This window comes from Candidatus Mycobacterium wuenschmannii (genome assembly GCF_030252325.1).
Classification (GTDB): domain Bacteria; phylum Actinomycetota; class Actinomycetes; order Mycobacteriales; family Mycobacteriaceae; genus Mycobacterium; species Mycobacterium wuenschmannii.
This window is the reverse complement of sequence record NZ_CP126981.1, coordinates 244,889-260,086: the sequence shown is the minus strand read 5'-3', so window position 1 is coordinate 260,086 and position 15,198 is coordinate 244,889. Positions and strand designations below refer to the sequence as shown.

Annotated in this window: 12 protein-coding genes; 5 read left to right on the top strand and 7 right to left on the bottom strand. The window is 66.3% G+C overall.

Features of this window, described 5'->3' with window-relative positions; all coding sequences use genetic code 11:
• The first annotated feature begins 202 nt into the window (after nucleotides 1-202).
• Both PT015_RS01320 and PT015_RS01315 read left to right on the top strand, forming a co-directional pair.
• Nucleotides 203-1,213 carry a glycoside hydrolase family 6 protein gene (locus PT015_RS01320; RefSeq protein WP_285190863.1) on the top strand — a complete coding sequence of 337 codons (1,011 nt, stop codon included), beginning with the start codon at nucleotides 203-205 and terminating at the stop codon, nucleotides 1,211-1,213.
• Between the two features lie 75 nt (nucleotides 1,214-1,288).
• Entirely contained in the window at nucleotides 1,289-2,131 is an 843-nt protein-coding gene (locus PT015_RS01315) for a L,D-transpeptidase (protein ID WP_285188261.1), read from the top strand.
• 6 nt (nucleotides 2,132-2,137) lie between these two features.
• On the opposite strand, the gene PT015_RS01310 is transcribed toward PT015_RS01315, so the two are convergent.
• On the bottom strand, nucleotides 2,138-2,800 hold the full coding sequence (locus tag PT015_RS01310) for a TetR/AcrR family transcriptional regulator (RefSeq protein ID WP_285188260.1): 663 nt from the start codon (nucleotides 2,798-2,800) through the stop codon (nucleotides 2,138-2,140).
• The gene (locus PT015_RS01305) at nucleotides 2,793-4,046 is read right to left on the bottom strand and encodes a cytochrome P450 (RefSeq protein ID WP_285188258.1); all 1,254 of its coding nucleotides are present in this window, start codon (nucleotides 4,044-4,046) and stop codon (nucleotides 2,793-2,795) included. The genes PT015_RS01310 and PT015_RS01305 overlap by 8 nt, the downstream gene beginning before the upstream one ends.
• Nucleotides 4,047-4,381: 335 nt before the next feature.
• Between PT015_RS01305 and PT015_RS01300 the strand changes: the two genes are divergently transcribed.
• The 3 genes from PT015_RS01300 (at nucleotide 4,382) to PT015_RS01290 (ending at nucleotide 9,724) form a co-directional block, all read left to right on the top strand.
• Entirely contained in the window at nucleotides 4,382-6,415 is a 2,034-nt protein-coding gene (locus PT015_RS01300; protein WP_285188257.1) for a toprim domain-containing protein, read from the top strand.
• 9 nt (nucleotides 6,416-6,424) lie between these two features.
• Nucleotides 6,425-8,554, top strand: a complete 2,130-nt coding sequence (locus PT015_RS01295) for a DNA gyrase subunit A (RefSeq protein WP_285188256.1) — start codon at nucleotides 6,425-6,427, stop codon at nucleotides 8,552-8,554.
• A 93-nt stretch (nucleotides 8,555-8,647) separates the two neighbouring features.
• Entirely contained in the window at nucleotides 8,648-9,724 is a 1,077-nt protein-coding gene (locus tag PT015_RS01290) for a hypothetical protein (protein ID WP_285188255.1), read from the top strand.
• On the opposite strand, the gene gatB is transcribed toward PT015_RS01290, so the two are convergent.
• The 5 genes from gatB to gatC form a co-directional block, all read right to left on the bottom strand.
• Complete coding sequence (gene gatB / locus PT015_RS01285; RefSeq protein ID WP_285188254.1) at nucleotides 9,721-11,232, bottom strand: Asp-tRNA(Asn)/Glu-tRNA(Gln) amidotransferase subunit GatB; 1,512 nt, start codon at nucleotides 11,230-11,232, stop codon at nucleotides 9,721-9,723. The genes PT015_RS01290 and gatB overlap by 4 nt on opposite strands.
• 10 nt (nucleotides 11,233-11,242) lie before the next feature.
• Complete coding sequence (locus PT015_RS01280) at nucleotides 11,243-11,917, bottom strand: PAS and ANTAR domain-containing protein (RefSeq protein ID WP_285188253.1); 675 nt, start codon at nucleotides 11,915-11,917, stop codon at nucleotides 11,243-11,245.
• 428 nt (nucleotides 11,918-12,345) lie between these two features.
• Nucleotides 12,346-13,377, bottom strand: a complete 1,032-nt coding sequence (locus tag PT015_RS01275) for an ATP-dependent 6-phosphofructokinase (RefSeq protein WP_285188252.1) — start codon at nucleotides 13,375-13,377, stop codon at nucleotides 12,346-12,348.
• Nucleotides 13,378-13,417: 40 nt separating this feature from the next.
• Nucleotides 13,418-14,899: an Asp-tRNA(Asn)/Glu-tRNA(Gln) amidotransferase subunit GatA gene (gatA, locus tag PT015_RS01270; protein ID WP_285188251.1), complete on the bottom strand. Its 1,482-nt coding sequence runs from the start codon at nucleotides 14,897-14,899 to the stop codon at nucleotides 13,418-13,420.
• Nucleotides 14,896-15,195 carry an Asp-tRNA(Asn)/Glu-tRNA(Gln) amidotransferase subunit GatC gene (gene gatC / locus PT015_RS01265; RefSeq protein WP_285188249.1) on the bottom strand — a complete coding sequence of 100 codons (300 nt, stop codon included), beginning with the start codon at nucleotides 15,193-15,195 and terminating at the stop codon, nucleotides 14,896-14,898. Before gatC ends, gatA begins: the two co-directional genes overlap by 4 nt.
• Between the last annotated feature and the right edge of the window lie 3 nt (nucleotides 15,196-15,198).

Here is a 15,198-nt window from a genome sequence, read left to right as displayed (position 1 = left end):
ATCTTCTGGTCGATGTGTAAGTGTAGGTCACTGCTGTGCGGGTGCTCAGCAACCGCCTCGTGGTCGCGCTGAGTCATTCAACCAGCTTCGATTTGTCGATATCGCGAGCACGGACAGATTGCGAGCACAGGTCTGTCCTCGCTGCGGGTAACAAGGGGGCAAGTCGCGTGCGCTGGCCGAAGACGCTAATTTCTCAGGTGTGATGTTCTCTACCGTCGCCCGGTTAGTCGCTACCGTCCTCCCCCTCATCGCCGGCTTGTTCCTCGTCGCGAATCCCACCCAGGCCGGCCCCGCACCCGGGGTGCGCCTGGTGGACGATGCCAACCCGCTGGCGGGCATGCCTTTTTACGTCAACCCCAACTCGGCGGCCATGCGCGCTGCGCAGAAAGCCAATCCGCCTAGTCCGGAGTTGACCGCCGTCGCCAACACACCGCAGGCGTACTGGCTGGTCCCGGGCTCCTCGGCGTCGACCGTGGCGAAGTACACCGGTGACGCGGCTGCTGCCGGGGCGCTACCGGTGTTCACGATCTACGGCATCCCCCACCGCGACTGCGGCAGCTTCGCCGCCGGCGGCATGGGATCGGGTGACGCCTACCGCGGATGGATTGACGGCATTGCGGGCCAGATCGGCGCTTCGCGCGCTGCCGTGGTCGTCGAGCCCGACGCCCTCGCGATGGCCGACTGCCTGTCCGGGGATCAGCGCCAGGAGCGCTATGACCTGATCCGCTACGCCGTCGACTCACTCTCGCGCAATCCAGCGACGGGTGTGTACGTCGACGCCGGCCACATCTTCTGGCACAGCCCCGAGGACATGGCCGACCGACTCAACAAAGCCGGTGTCGGCCACGCGCGCGGATTCAGCCTCAACGTCGCCAACTTCTACACCACCGACAGCGAAATCGGTTACGGCGACGCGATTTCGGCGCATCTCAATGGTGCGCACTACGTCATCGACACCTCGCGCAACGGCGTGGGCCCGGCGCCGGCGTCCAAGCTCGACTGGTGCAACCCCAGCGGTCGGGCGCTGGGCGCGGTTCCGACGACAGCGACCGGCAACGGACATGTCGACGCGTTCCTGTGGATCAAGCGTCCCGGCGAGTCCGACGGATCGTGCGACAAAGGCGACCCGCCTGCCGGGACGTTCGTGAACCAATACGTCGTCGACCTGGCCCACAACGGTGGCCCTGTCGATCTGGCGCGCGCCGGTCACTAGGAGCGTTCGTCGTCGCACGCATCCGGCACACGGGTGCGCGGCGAACCACTCGAACGAAGTAATCGGAGGGGATGTATGTCCGGCTGGGGAAGCCTCTTCGCCGCTGTGAAGACTGCGGCGTTGGCGTCGATCCTGGCGTCGAGCGCGGCGCTGTTACCAGGAACCGGACTCGCGTGGGCGGACCCGCCGCCCGGCGATCCCGGGCCAGACCCGGCTCCGCCGCCCAACCCCACGCGGATCTTTCCTGGCAACGGCTCGACCGTGGGTGTGGGTCAACCGATCATCATCAACTTCCCGGACGGCTCCAGTTTCGCCGAAAACTCCGTCCACATCACCTCCGAACCGCCCGTGGACGGCAAGTTCTACTGGATGACTCCCACGCAGCTGCGGTGGCGTCCGCTGGCCTTCTGGCCAGCCCACACCGCGGTGACCGTCGACGCCGCTGGTGCTGTGTCCAGCTTCCAGACCGGCGACACGTTGATCGCCACGGCCGACGACCCCTCGCATCAGTTGGTCGTCACCCGCAATGGCGTTGTGGAGAAGACGATTCCGATGTCGATGGGGATGGCGGCCGGTGGGCACCAAACCCCCAACGGCACCTATTACGTCCAAGAAAAGAAGCCATCGGTGGTGATGGACTCCTCGACGTACGGGGTCCCGGTCTCTTCGACCTACGGCTACAAGACCACGGTCGAGCTGGCCGTTCGCTTCGACGACAGCGGCGACTACGTGCACAGCGCGCCGTGGTCGGTGGACGACCAGGGTAAGCGCGACGTCAGCCACGGCTGCATCAACATCAGTCCGGCGAACGCGCGATGGTTCTTCGACAACTTCAACGCCGGCGATCCCATCGTGGTCACCAACTCCGGCGGCGGTACCTACGCACGGCACGACGGCTCCAACGATTGGCAGATCTAGCTCGCATCAACGCATTTGGCGGGTGCGAGCGGATTCCAACGTCGCGTCATGTTGGTAGATCGCCAGCGAGGCCATGCGCGGATAGAGGATCGCTGGGCCCAGCCATGTGGCAACGAAGCGTCGTAGCGAAGCTCCCGTGCGTGGCGTTTCCCCAGGATCGGTCAGCAGGGACTGCACCGTGCGCAACGTCATCTCGGCAATTTCACGGAGGGCGGCGCTGTCGAAACCGTGCAACTTCCAATCGACATCGAGGCGGTCGAAAACTGACAAGCAGAAGCTGACCGCGGTGTCGGAGGTTAGGGAGACGGCGGGACCCTCGTCCGAGCGATTGAGCAAGCCTTCCAATTGTGGGTCGCCGGTAAGGTTTTCGATCCCGAACGACACACATTCGACAACGGCGGCAACCGGATCATTCAGGCCGCGAACGTGTTCCGCGGCCTGGTCGATGAAGCCGTTGACCGCGCGCATCGCGCTGGCGATGAGCAGCGCGTCGGCATTCGGGAAGTAGCGATAGACGGTTTGGCGTGTGACTCCGAGCCTGCGGGCGACGTCGGCAAGACGTAGCGCCGCCCCGTGCTCGGCAACCTCTTGGTCTACTGCGGTCAGGATGCGCGCAATGGCTTCCTCATCCGACGAGGGCGTCGAACCCGCCCAGCCTCGACTACGCATCCGCCGTCACGCGCCGATCGCTCGTAAACCCGATCGGAAGGGTCGTCGGACCGGTCATTCCCAGCAGGGATTTCCACGGTGCCGGACCGATGCGGTGGGGCGCGGGCAGGCGACGGGTGAGGACGATGAGTGCCTCTGCCAGTTCCCGCCGGGCGAGATTCGCCCCCAGGCAGTAGTGCGCGCCACCGCCGAACGTCAAGATCGCGGGAACGTCGTTGCGCGTGATGTCGAAGCGATCGGCCTCGTCGTAGATTGCCGGATCACGGTTGGCCGCAAGGGTGTTGGCAAGTACGAAGGTTCCCGCCGGGAACAGGTAGCCGGCGAATTCAACGTCTCCTACCGCGGCGCGCGGCACGATGCACGCCGCGGGCGAGTGGCGCATGGTCTCCTCGACTGCCTGCATGGCAAGTTCTGGATGGTCGCGCAACGTCTCCCATTGGTCTGGATGCTCACACATCACCTGGACCGACGCCGCCAACTGGTTGCGCGTCGTATCTGTTCCAGCCATCAGGAATCCGGACGCCAGCATGCGCAGTTCGTCGAGATCCAGCCGGTCGCCCTCGCTTTCCACGCGGATGAGCTCCGAGAGCAGATCATCGGTCAAATTGTGTCGGCGTGCGGCGACCATGCCGTCGACGTACGCGTCGAGTTCACCCCAGGCCCGCATGACCGCGGACTCGTCGAAGGTGGCATCTGGCTGAAAGTTGAGGGCCTTGAAGATGTCTTCGGTCCAGTCCGCGAACAGCTCCCAGTCCTCGCGGGGGGCGCCGAGCAGCGCGCAGATGATGGGGGTGGGGTATGGACGGGCAATATCAGTCACGACGTCGCACCGTCCGGCGTCCATCACCCGATCGATCAGCCCGTTCACCACCTCGTGGATGGTGTCCTGGAGCCGCGACGTCGCACGAGGCGTGAACGCCTTCGAAACTAGCTTGCGCAATCGGACGTGCGGTGGGCCGTTGAGGCCTAAGAGGCTGTTCGCCAACTTGTCGAACAACGGACCTGAGGTGATGCCTTGCGCCGCAAGCGTAATCCCCGGCGGTAGCCGAAACCTGTTGTCGCGCAGAAAGTCACGAGCCAAATCGTAAGCCAGGATTTCCGGTCCGAGCGGGCCGATAGCGATCGGCGAGCGCGCCTGCACCGATCGGACGTCGTCGAGGATGTCCTGGGGAGTGGCATCCAGCCCGTAGGTGAGGTTCGGAAGCCCGGCCTCGAAGACATTGGGAGCGGCACTACTTACGTTCATCGGTAAACCCGTCTCTCTGCCAGCACCCCGCGGTAAGGCTCAAGCCGACATATTGACTCGAAGCGTATGACCGCGATCGCTCGACCGTCAATAGCCGGTGTCATCGATGCAGATTAGGACCCGATACAGCTCATCGAGGTCATACGTTTTGGCGTCGTGCGTCCGCGATACCGTCGGCGGTTGGCGCGATCCGTGGGAGACGTCACCGTCGCGGCTCCGTGAAGATGTCCGCCACGGCGTTTAGGATTTCTGCGAAACCCGAGCGCTTGCGCAGTAAATCGACGGTAGAACGCCGTGAATTCACCGGCAACCGGCCTAGAGGAAGGCGACGAGCAGTGAGCTACACCGCCGCCGACATCACCGAACTCGACGATGTCCAGCACACCCGCCTGCGGCCGGCGGTGAACCTCGGGCTGGACGTGCTGAACACCGCGCTGCGCGAACTGGTGGACAACGCGATCGAGGAGGTCGCCGATCCGGACCACGGTGGATCCACCGTCACGATCACGCTGCACGCCGACGGCTCGGTCAGCGTCGCCGACGACGGCCGCGGCCTGCCCGTTGACACCGACTCGGTGAACGGGAAGAACGGCATCGTCAAGACCCTGGGCACCGCACGGGCGGGTGGCAAGTTCTCCGCACACGTCGACGCGACGAGCACCGGTGCCGGCTTGAACGGAATCGGTGCCGCCGCAGCCATTTTCATTTCCGCCCGCGCCGACGTGACGGTGCGGCGGGCCGGAAAAACCTACCTGCAGTGCTTCGGCCGCGGCTACCCAGGAGCGTTCGACGGCAAGGACTTCGACCCGGATGCCGAGTTCACCCGAGCCGACACCCAGAAGCTGCGCGGCGTAGGTAATCGCAAACCGGATGCCCACGGGACCACGGTCCGCATCTTGTTCGATGCGACCGTCGTGCCGGACTCGACCATCGACATCAACGAAGTCTTGCTGCGGGCGCACGCCGCGGCGCGGATGTCCCCCGGTGTGCATCTGATCGTCGACGACGAGGGCTGGCCCGGCGACGAGGTCCGGCCCGAGTTGCTGGAGTCGTTCAGCGGACCGTGGGGCACCGACACCCTGCTGGACCTGATGTGCGCCGCGGCCGGCACTCCCCCGCCGGGTGTGCGCGCCGTGGTGGAGGGCCGCGGTGAGTACACCACCGGCCGCGGACCGACCCCGTTCCGCTGGTCGTTGACCGCCGGCCCGGCCGAACCGGCCACCGTCGCCGCGTTCTGCAACACCGTGCGCACCCCCGGCGGCGGATCCCACCTGAACGCGGCGGTGAAGGGATTGTCCGAAGCGCTGGCCGACCGCGCATCCCGCATCCGCGACCTAGGCCTGGCCAAAGGCGAAGACGGCCCGGAGGCACAGGATTTCGCCGCAGTGACCGCCCTCGCCGTGGACACTCGAGCACCCGATGTGGCCTGGGATTCCCAAGCCAAGACGGCGGTGTCATCGCGGTCGCTGAACGTGGCGATGGCTCCGGAGGTAGCGCGCAGCGTCACCATCTGGGCCGCCAACCCCGGCAACGCCGACATGGTGTCGCTGTGGACCAAGCTGGCGCTGGAGGCGGCCAGGGCGCGGCGCAGCGCCGAGGGCGCCAAGGCCCGGTCCCGGGCGGCGTCGAAAGCCAAGGGCTTGGGTACGAACCTCTCCCTGCCGCCGAAGCTGCTGCCCAGCCGGGAGACCGGGCGCGGCTCCGGTGCCGAGCTGTTCCTGTGCGAGGGCGACTCGGCACTGGGCACTATCAAGGCCGCCCGCGACGCCACCTTCCAGGCGGCCTTCCCGCTGAAAGGCAAGCCGCCCAACACGTATGGGTTCACGCTGAGCAAGGCGCGGGTCAAGGACGAGTTCGACTCGATCGAACGCATTCTGGGCTGCGGGGTCCGCGACAACTGCGACCCGGAGTCGTGCCGCTACGACCGGATCCTGTTCGCGTCCGACGCCGACCCCGACGGCGGCAACATCAACTCGAGCCTGATCTCGATGTTCCTGGACTTCTACCGCCCGCTCGTCAAGGCCGGAATGGTCTACGTGACGCTTCCCCCGCTGTTCGTGGTCAAGGACGGCCAGGACCGGATCTACTGTCAGGACGAGTCCGAGCGCGACGCCGCCGTGGCCAAGCTGCGCGCCACCTCGAAACGCAAAGTCGAGGTCCAGCGGAACAAAGGACTCGGTGAGATGGACGCCGACGATTTCTGGAACACCGTGCTGGATCCCCAGCGCCGCACGGTGATTCGTGTGCATCTGGACGACACCGACGCGAACCTGCACCACACCCTGTTCGGCGGGCCGCCGGAGGGCCGCCGCTCGTGGATGGCCGACGTCGCAGCGCGCGTCGACACCTCTGCTCTCGACCTCGACTAGGAGAACGCCGTGACCGCCCTGATCGAGCAGAATCCGGACCTGGTCCTGGACCAGAGCGCCGATGACTACTGGAACCACTACCAGCTGACCTTCGCGCTCTACAGCGTCAGCGACCGCGCGATCCCGTCGGCGTTCGACGGACTCAAGCCGGGCCAGCGTCGGCTGCTGTACCAGATGCACGACTCCCGGCTGCTGCCCGGGAACAAGCCGCAGAAGTCCTCGAAGGTCTGCTCGGCGGTCACCGGCAACCTGCACCCGCACGGCGGCGCGTCGATGTACGGGGCGGCGGCACTCATGGCCGCCGACTTCCAGCGCGTGAAAGTCATTGACGGACAAGGTGCTTTCCCTCGCATCCAGGGCGACATCCCCGCCGCTGACCGCTACACCGAGATGCGGCTGTCGGCACCGGGTGCGGCGTTGACAGCCGAACTCGACGATCACGCCGTTCCGATGGTGCAGACCTTCGACGGGGAATGGACCGAACCGACGGTGCTGCCGGCGCGCTGGCCGGTGCTGCTGTGCAACGGCGCGGTCGGCATCGCCGAGGGGTGGGCCACCAAGGTGCCGGCGCACAACCCGCGTGAGGTGATGGCGGCCTGTCGGGCGCTGTTGAAGACCCCGAACATGACCGACGACCGGTTGGCGAAGCTGATTCCCGGCCCCGACTGGGGCTGCGGCGCCGCGGTGGTCGGCACGGCCGGACTGCGGGACTACCTCACCACCGGCCGCGGTGCATTCACGGTGCGCGGCACAATATCGGTCGACGGCAAGAACGTAGTCATCACCGAGCTGCCGCCGGGTGTCGCGAGTAACACTGTGCAGGAACGGATCCGGGCACTGGTCGAGTCGGGCGAGCTGTCCGGCGTCGCCGACATGTCGGATCTCACCGACCGCCGCAACGGGCTGCGGATCGTGGTCACCGCCAAACGCGGTCACGACGCCGAGCAGATCCGCGAACAGTTGCTTGCCCTGACGCCGCTGGAGTCGACTTTCGCCGCCAGCCTGGTCGCCCTCGATGAGGACCGGGTGCCGCGCTGGTGGTCGGTGCGGGAACTGATCTCGGCGTTCCTGCACCTGCGCGACTCAGCGGTGTTGCGCCGCAGCGAGTATCGCCTGGAGAAGGTCACCGCGCGGCGCCACCTGGTGGCCGGCCTGATGACCATTCACCTGGACATCGACGCCGCGGTAGCGGTGATTCGCGCATCCGAGACCGTCGATGAGGCCCGCCAGGGACTGCAGGAGCGGTTCGCAATTGACGCCGTGCAGGCGGATTACGTTCTGGCGCTGCAGCTTCGGCGGTTGACCAAGCTCGACGTGATCGAGCTGCAGGCCGAGGCGGAGAAACTGGACGCCGAGTTCGCCGCGCTGACCGAGTTGGTGTCCAACCCCGATGCGCGTCGAAAGGTGATCGACGACGAGCTCGTGGAGACCGCAAAGCTGTTCAGGGGTCCCGAGTTCGATCGCCGCACCGTGTTGGATTTCGAGGCCACCCCCACCGCGTCCAGTGCCGATGAAGACGGGCCGCGCGAGCGAAAGTCCAACGCCGCGTGGCGACTCGACGACCGTGGCGTGTTCTCCGACAGCCATGGCGAGCTGCTGACTGCGGGGCTGGGTTGGGCGGTGTGGAGCGACGGGCGGATCAAATTCACCACCGGCAGTGGTCTGCCCTTCAAGATCCGGGACATTCCGGTTGCCCCGGACATCACGGGGCTGGTGCGGTCCGGAGTGCTTGCACCCGGATCGCATCTGGCCTTGGTGACACGACGGGGCAAGGTGTTGCGCATCGATCCCGGGGCGGTCAATCCGCAGGGCGCGGCGGGCAACGGCGTCGCCGGCGTCAAGTTGGCGGCCGACGGCGACGAGGTGATCGCGGCGCTGCCCCTGACGTGTGAGAACGGCGAAGCCATCCTGTCGATCTCCGAAAAGGGTTGGAAGGTAACCGAAGTCGCGGACATCCCGGTCAAGGGCCGCGGCGGCGCCGGCGTCGGTTTCCATCCCTTCGTCGGCGGTGAAACCGCGCTCCTCGCGGCGGCGGTCTCACCGACCGGTTATGTGCGGGGCCGCAAGGCAGTGCGGCCCGAGAAGCGCGCCAAGGCGTCGGTGAAGGGGTCTGGCAGCGATGTCACGCCCGCGACCTAGCTGCTAGTGCGGCCAACTTCTGCGTTTATCCAAACCTCAGCGGAATCTCAGCTAATATCTAGCTGCCTTCAGGGGGGCCGACGCAGGAGAGAAATGAACATCACCGCTCGCCCCTCGACCACCGCAGGATTCACTCTCACCCTGGTCGCCGCTGGCGCGATCGTTGCGCCGGCTGTCGCACCCGTCGCCGACGTACCCATCCCGCAGAGCCGTGACGTGCAACTCGTCGACGTCTCATGGGATCAGGTGCTGCAGACCGCGCTCGCCAACTCGACGGACATCTACGACCACTTCTCCCCTGCCGCTTTCGCGGACCTGCAGCAGTTCGCCGCGAACATCCCCGCCTACTTCGAGGGCAGCCGAAACTTCGGCGACGACCTGAACTCGGCCTACGCGGCGGCGACGACGGTGTTCGCGCCGACGGACCCGGAGCCGTACATCTATACCTCGGTCGACTCGACGCCGAGCACGATCGGCCTCCAAGTCCTCGGCCTCGACGTCGCCGACTTCGACTTGCCGGGAAAGGATGGCCTGATCAACATCCTCTCCAACGGAATTCCTTACACGATCGGCATCTGCCCGCTGTGCACGGAAGAACATTTCGACATATTGCCGCTGCTGGTTGGTAGCGACGAGGCCGCCCAAATCCAGCCGTACCTCGAGTTCTCGGGATCACCCCTGAGCGGAATCCTGTGGGGCAGTTTCGGCACCACCGTGGGACCGATCATCCAGTTGAACGACGACATCACGGCAATCACCGCGGCGCTCAGCGGCGCGACGCCCGACTACACCACCGCGTTCAACGAGCTGCTCGACATGCCGGCCAATGTCACCAACGCGTTCCTCAACGGCTACGGAGAAATCGACCTGAGCACACTGCTCACGACCTTCGGCATCAGCGCCCCGTCGGGCCTGGACGTCGACGCATTCCAGCTGGACCTGGGTGGATTGCTCAGCCCCGCCGGCTCGCTCATCGACGGCATCGGCATCGCCGACCATCTGGGCGACTGCAGCATCGTGTGCGCCACACTAGACGTACCGAATTCGCTGGTCGGCCCCATCGCATCGCTGTTCATGCAGGACCAGGCGATAGCCATGGCGGTCGGCTGGGACGGTGTGGGTCAGCCGCTGGCCGCGCTGTTCAACGACCTCGCAGGGATGTTCAACTAGCTGCAGGCGGCGAGCACCAACTCGCGCACCCGCGCGGCGTCGGCCTGGCCCTTGGTGGCCTTCATCACCGCGCCGACGATCGCGCCGGCGGCCTGCACCTTGCCACCGCGAATCTTTTCGGCCACATCGGGATTCGCAGCCAGCGCCTCGTCGACCGCCGCTTGGATCAGCGAATCGTCGCGCACCACGGCCAAGCCGCGAGCCGTCATCACCTCGGCGGGTTCGCCCTCGCCGGCCAACACGCCCTCGATGACCTGGCGGGCCAGCTTGTTACTCAGCTTGCCCTCGTCCACCAGCGCCACGACCGCGGCGACTTGTGCAGGGCTGATCGGCAGTTCGTCGAGTTCGACGCCGGCCTCATTGGCCTTCTGCACCAGGAAATTGCCCCACAACGCCCGCGCCGACTCGCTGGACGCGCCCTGGTCGACGGTGGCGATCACCAAGTCCAGGGCGCCGGCATTGACCAGGTCGCGCATCACCTCGTCAGAGATGCCCCAGTCCTGCTGAATTCGCTTGCGGCGCAACCACGGCAGCTCGGGGATAGTCCCCCGCAGCCGCTCGACGAGTTCGTCACTGGGCGCAACCGGTTCCAGGTCTGGCTCGGGAAAGTAGCGGTAGTCTTCGGCCGTTTCCTTGGTACGACCGGAGCTGGTGAAGCCATCTTCGTGAAAGTGCCTGGTCTCCTGGATGACTCGGTCTCCGGAGTCCAAAACGGCGGCCTGACGGCGCATCTCGTAGCGCACGGCGATCTCGACGCTCTTGAGCGAGTTGACGTTCTTGGTCTCGCTGCGGGTCCCGTACTCGGTCGTACCGATCGGGCGCAGCGACACGTTGGAGTCGCAGCGCATCGAGCCCTGATCCATGCGGACGTCGGAAACGTCTAAGCCGCGCAACAGGTCTCGCAATGCGGTGACGTAGGCGCGGGCGATCTCGGGCGCCCGTGCACCGGTGTCCTCGATCGGTTTGGTGACGATCTCGATCAGAGGCACACCCGCCCGGTTGAAATCGGCCAGCGACGTGGTGGCGCCTGCGATCCGTCCGGTATCACTACCCAGGTGGGTCAGCTTGCCGGTGTCCTCCTCCATGTGGGCGCGCTCGATCTCGATCCGCCAGGTGCTGCCGTCGTCGAGCAGCACGTCGAGGTAGCCGTTGACGGCAATCGGCTCGTCGTACTGCGAGATCTGGTAGTTCTTCGGCTGGTCGGGATAGAAGTAGTTCTTCCGGGCAAACCGGCCCCACGGCGCGATGTCGCAGTTGAGAGCCAACCCGATCCGGATGGCCGACTCGACGGCGGCCTCGTTGAGGACGGGCAGCGAACCGGGGAGCCCGAGGCATACCGGACAGACGTGGGTGTTGGGCTCGGCGCCGAACTCGTTGGCGCAGCCGCAGAACATCTTGGTGGCGGTGGACAGCTCAACGTGCACTTCCATGCCCATGACCGGGTCGTAGCGCGCGATCACGTCGTCGTAGTCGAGCAGCTCCGCACTCGCCATGGCTGCTGAAGTCATGGGGACGATTCTAATTGGCCGCCGAGGACGCCGTTCCCTCGCCGGTCAGCAGCGCGTGATCGAACGCCGCCCGCGTGCTGATGGCCTCGTCGCGGATCTCGCGGAAGTTGTCGACGATGATTTCCGCCAGCCGTCGCAGCTTGATGTTGCTCGATTGCGAGCGCCATCTGAGCAGGTCAAATGCCGCGTTCTCGTCGAGGCCATACACCAGCATCAGCATGCCCTTGGCCTGCTCGATGATGGCCCGGTGCTCGGTGATCTCGGCGACCCGCGCGGTGATCTGCTCCTCGCGAACTCGGTCCGATGTTGGCGTGATGTCGACGTAGTAGCCGTGAGTGCCGACGACCACACCCTTGTCGTCGGTGAGCTGATCACCGACGACGACGACCTGGTGAACATCGCCGACGGTGTCGACGATGCGGTGCCGCGTGCTGAACGCTTGGCGGTTGCGCATCATCTGGTCGATGGTCTTTTTGACCTGACGACGATCATCGGGATGTTTGTGTTTGAGGACCAGCTCGGTCGTCGGCGTGACACTGCCCGGCGTGTATCCGTGCATGCGCTGCACCTGCTCCGACCACTCCCAGCGCTCGTCCTCGAAATAGAAGCGGAATGTGCCGACCCGCTGCGGTGCACCGGCGAATGCCTCGCCGACCTCCACCGCGCGACCGTCCAACTCAGCCACTACGAATCCACCCCGACACCACGTGCGATGTCAGCCCAGCCCGACCACGGCGGTGAAGCAGTCGCGCTGACCACCGGTACTACGGGTCGCTGGCCCGCGAGCCACCGTGCCGCCATGGCCCGACGCTGCATATCGACCGCGTCGCGACAGAGCTCTTGTGCCCGACGCTGTTCATTGCGGGCCCGCTCGATGGTGACAGCCACGTTAGGTCTGGTCGTCCTGCGACGCCCGTGCGTACGCGAGGCGTGCTGCTCGGACATACCCGCGATCCGCCGAGCGGTCCTACTGCGATGGGCTTTCTGTCGGCACGCAGAGGAGCAGTAGACCGCGTCGGAGCGGCCCCGGAAGCTGACACCGCACCCGCCGCAGGTCAGGGGTTTGATCACGAATCAAGATGTTACCGCTAGCCGTAACGTTACGGCTAGCTGTCAGCCAAAAAAGGCGGCCGCGTCGTCGTAGCGACTCTGCGGCACCAGCTTGAGCTGACGTACTGCATCGGCGAGCGGGACCCGGCCGATGTCCTGGCCCCGCAGCGACACCATCTGTCCGTATTCGCCGGCATGCGCGGCGTCCGCGGCGTTGACGCCGAACCGGGTCGCCAGCACGCGGTCGTAGGCGGTGGGGATGCCGCCGCGCTGCACGTGGCCGAGCACGGTCACCCGGACGTCCTTGTTGATCCGCTTCTCCACCTCGACGGCTAACTGCGCGGCGACGCCGGTGAACCGCTCGTGACCGAACTCGTCGGTGCCGCCCTGAGCCAATTTCATCGAGCCCTCGGCGGGCTTGGCACCCTCGGCGACGACGCAGATGAAATGCGAATCGCCACGCTGAAAGCGTCGCTTGACCAGTCGGCACACCTCGTCGATATCGAACGGCTGCTCGGGAATCAGCGTCATGTGCGCACCGGAGGCCAGGCCGGCATTCAACGCGATCCAGCCGGCATGCCGGCCCATCACCTCGACCAGCATCACCCGCTGATGCGATTCGGCCGTGCTGTGCAACCGGTCGATCGCGTCGGTGGCCACACCCAGCGCGGTGTCGTGGCCGAAAGTCACGTCGGTGCAGTCGATGTCGTTGTCGATGGTCTTGGGCACACCGACGACGGGCACGTTCTCCTCCGAGAGCCAGTGCGCTGCGGTCAAGGTGCCCTCCCCGCCGATCGGGATGAGGACGTCGATGCCGTTGTCGTCGAGGGTCTGCTTGACCTGGTCCAGACCGGCCCGCAGCTTGTCCGGATTGACGCGTGCGGTCCCGAGCATCGTGCCGCCCTTGGCCAGCAGGCGGTCGTTACGGTCGTCGTTGGCCAACTGGATGCGGCGGTTCTCCAATAGCCCGCGCCACCCGTCCTGAAAGCCGACCACCGACGACCCGTACCGGGAATCGCAGGTGCGCACCACCGCCCGAATGACGGCATTCAGTCCAGGACAGTCACCGCCACCGGTGAGAATTCCAATCCGCATTCGTTCATCTTGCCCCGCGGACGCCGTCGGAGCAGGGCTATCAGATGGCCGAGGGCAGTTCGCCGCGCGCGGCCTCGTAGGCGGCGCCCACCCGGTAGATCCGGTCGTCGGCCAGCGCGGGTGCCATGATCTGCAGCCCGACCGGCAGATTGTCGTCGCCGGACAACCCCGACGGCACCGACATCCCGCAGTGCCCGGCCAGGTTCAGCGGCAGCGTGCAGAGGTCGAACAGGTACATCGCCAGCGGGTCGTCGACCTTCTCCCCCAACGGGAACGCCGTCGTCGGCGTCGTCGGCGAGACCAACACATCCACCGACTGGTACGCGGTGTCGAGGTCGCGCGCGATCAGCGTGCGCACCTTCTGCGCCTGGTTGTAGTACGCGTCGTAATAGCCTGCCGACAGCGCGTAAGTGCCGATCATGATGCGGCGCTTGACTTCTGGCCCGAATCCGGCGGCCCGGGTCAGCGCCATCACCTCTTCGGCGCTGTGGCTGCCGTCGTCGCCGACGCGCAGCCCGTACCGCATCGCGTCGAAGCGGGCCAGGTTGCTCGACACCTCCGACGGCAGGATCAGGTAATAGGCGGCCAGCGAGTGGTCGAAATGCGGGCAGTCGACCTCGGACACATCGGCGCCGAGCGCGGTCAGTTGCTCGACGGCCTTGGTGAACGACGCCAGCACGCCGGGCTGGTAGCCCTCGCCGCGCAACTGCTTGACGACGCCGACACGCACGCCGCTGAGATCGCCTGCGGCGCCGAGCTTTGCGGCACCGACGACATCGGGCACGTCGGCCTGGATCGAGGTCGAGTCGCGCGGGTCGTGTCCGGCGATCACCTGATGCAGCAGCGCGGTGTCGAGCACCGTGCGCGCGCAGGGGCCACCCTGGTCGAGCGACGACGCACACGCCACCAGGCCGTAGCGCGACACCGTGCCGTAGGTCGGCTTGACCCCGACGGTCGCCGTCAGCGCCGCGGGCTGGCGGATCGAGCCGCCGGTGTCGGTGCCGATGGCCAGCGGCGCCTGGAACGCGGCCAGCGCAGCTGCGCTGCCACCGCCCGAACCGCCGGGCACCCGGTCGGTGTTCCAGGGGTTGCGGGTGGGGCCGTAGGCGGAATTCTCCGTCGACGAGCCCATCGCGAACTCGTCCATGTTGGTCTTGCCGAGGATCGGAATGCCCGCGGCGCGCAGCCGCGCGGTGACGGTGGCGTCGTAGGGCGAGCGCCAGCCCTCGAGGATCTTCGAGCCGCAGGTGGTGGGCATGTCGACGCTGGTGAAGACGTCTTTAAGGGCGAGCGGCACCCCGGCCAGCGGCGACGCCGGCTGCTCACCGGCGGCCAGCGACTTGTCCGTGGCGGCAGCGGAAGCCAGCGCCGCGTCCGCCGCGACGTGCAGGAATGCGGAGTACCGCTGGTCGGTGGCCGCAATCTGGTCGAGGAAAGCCTGGGTGACCTCGGTCGACGACAACTCCTTGGCGGCGATCTTCGCGGCCAGCGTGGCTGCGTCCTGCCGGATGATGTCGGTCACTCCGGCTCTCCGAGGATCTGCGGGACGACGAAGCGACCGTCGAGCGACTCAGGCGCTTCGGCCAGCGCCTGCTGCTGAGTCAGGCAGGGCGCGGTCTGGTCCGGGCGGGTGACGTTGACCGCCTTGAGCGGGTTGTCGGTGGCCTCGACACCGGCGACGTCGACGGCCTGGATCTGTCCGACATGGGTGATGATGGCGTCGAGCTGGCCGGCATAGCTGTCCAGCTCATCGTCGGTCAACGCCAGCCTGGCCAGCCGGGCCAGATGAGCCACCTCATCACGCGAGATCTGGGACACGAC

Bases quoted from the DNA above. Each gene is read 5' to 3' on its own strand.
- PT015_RS01275 (WP_285188252.1), bottom strand. From the start codon at position 13,377: ATGCGGATTGGAATTCTCACCGGTGGCGGTGACTGTCCTGGACTGAAT.
- PT015_RS01320 (WP_285190863.1), top strand. From the start codon at position 203: ATGTTCTCTACCGTCGCCCGGTTAGTCGCTACCGTCCTCCCCCTCATC.
- PT015_RS01290 (WP_285188255.1), top strand. From the start codon at position 8,648: ATGAACATCACCGCTCGCCCCTCGACCACCGCAGGATTCACTCTCACC.
- gatB (WP_285188254.1), bottom strand. From the start codon at position 11,232: ATGACTTCAGCAGCCATGGCGAGTGCGGAGCTGCTCGACTACGACGAC.
- PT015_RS01305 (WP_285188258.1), bottom strand. From the start codon at position 4,046: ATGAACGTAAGTAGTGCCGCTCCCAATGTCTTCGAGGCCGGGCTTCCG.
- PT015_RS01310 (WP_285188260.1), bottom strand. From the start codon at position 2,800: ATGCGTAGTCGAGGCTGGGCGGGTTCGACGCCCTCGTCGGATGAGGAA.
- PT015_RS01315 (WP_285188261.1), top strand. From the start codon at position 1,289: ATGTCCGGCTGGGGAAGCCTCTTCGCCGCTGTGAAGACTGCGGCGTTG.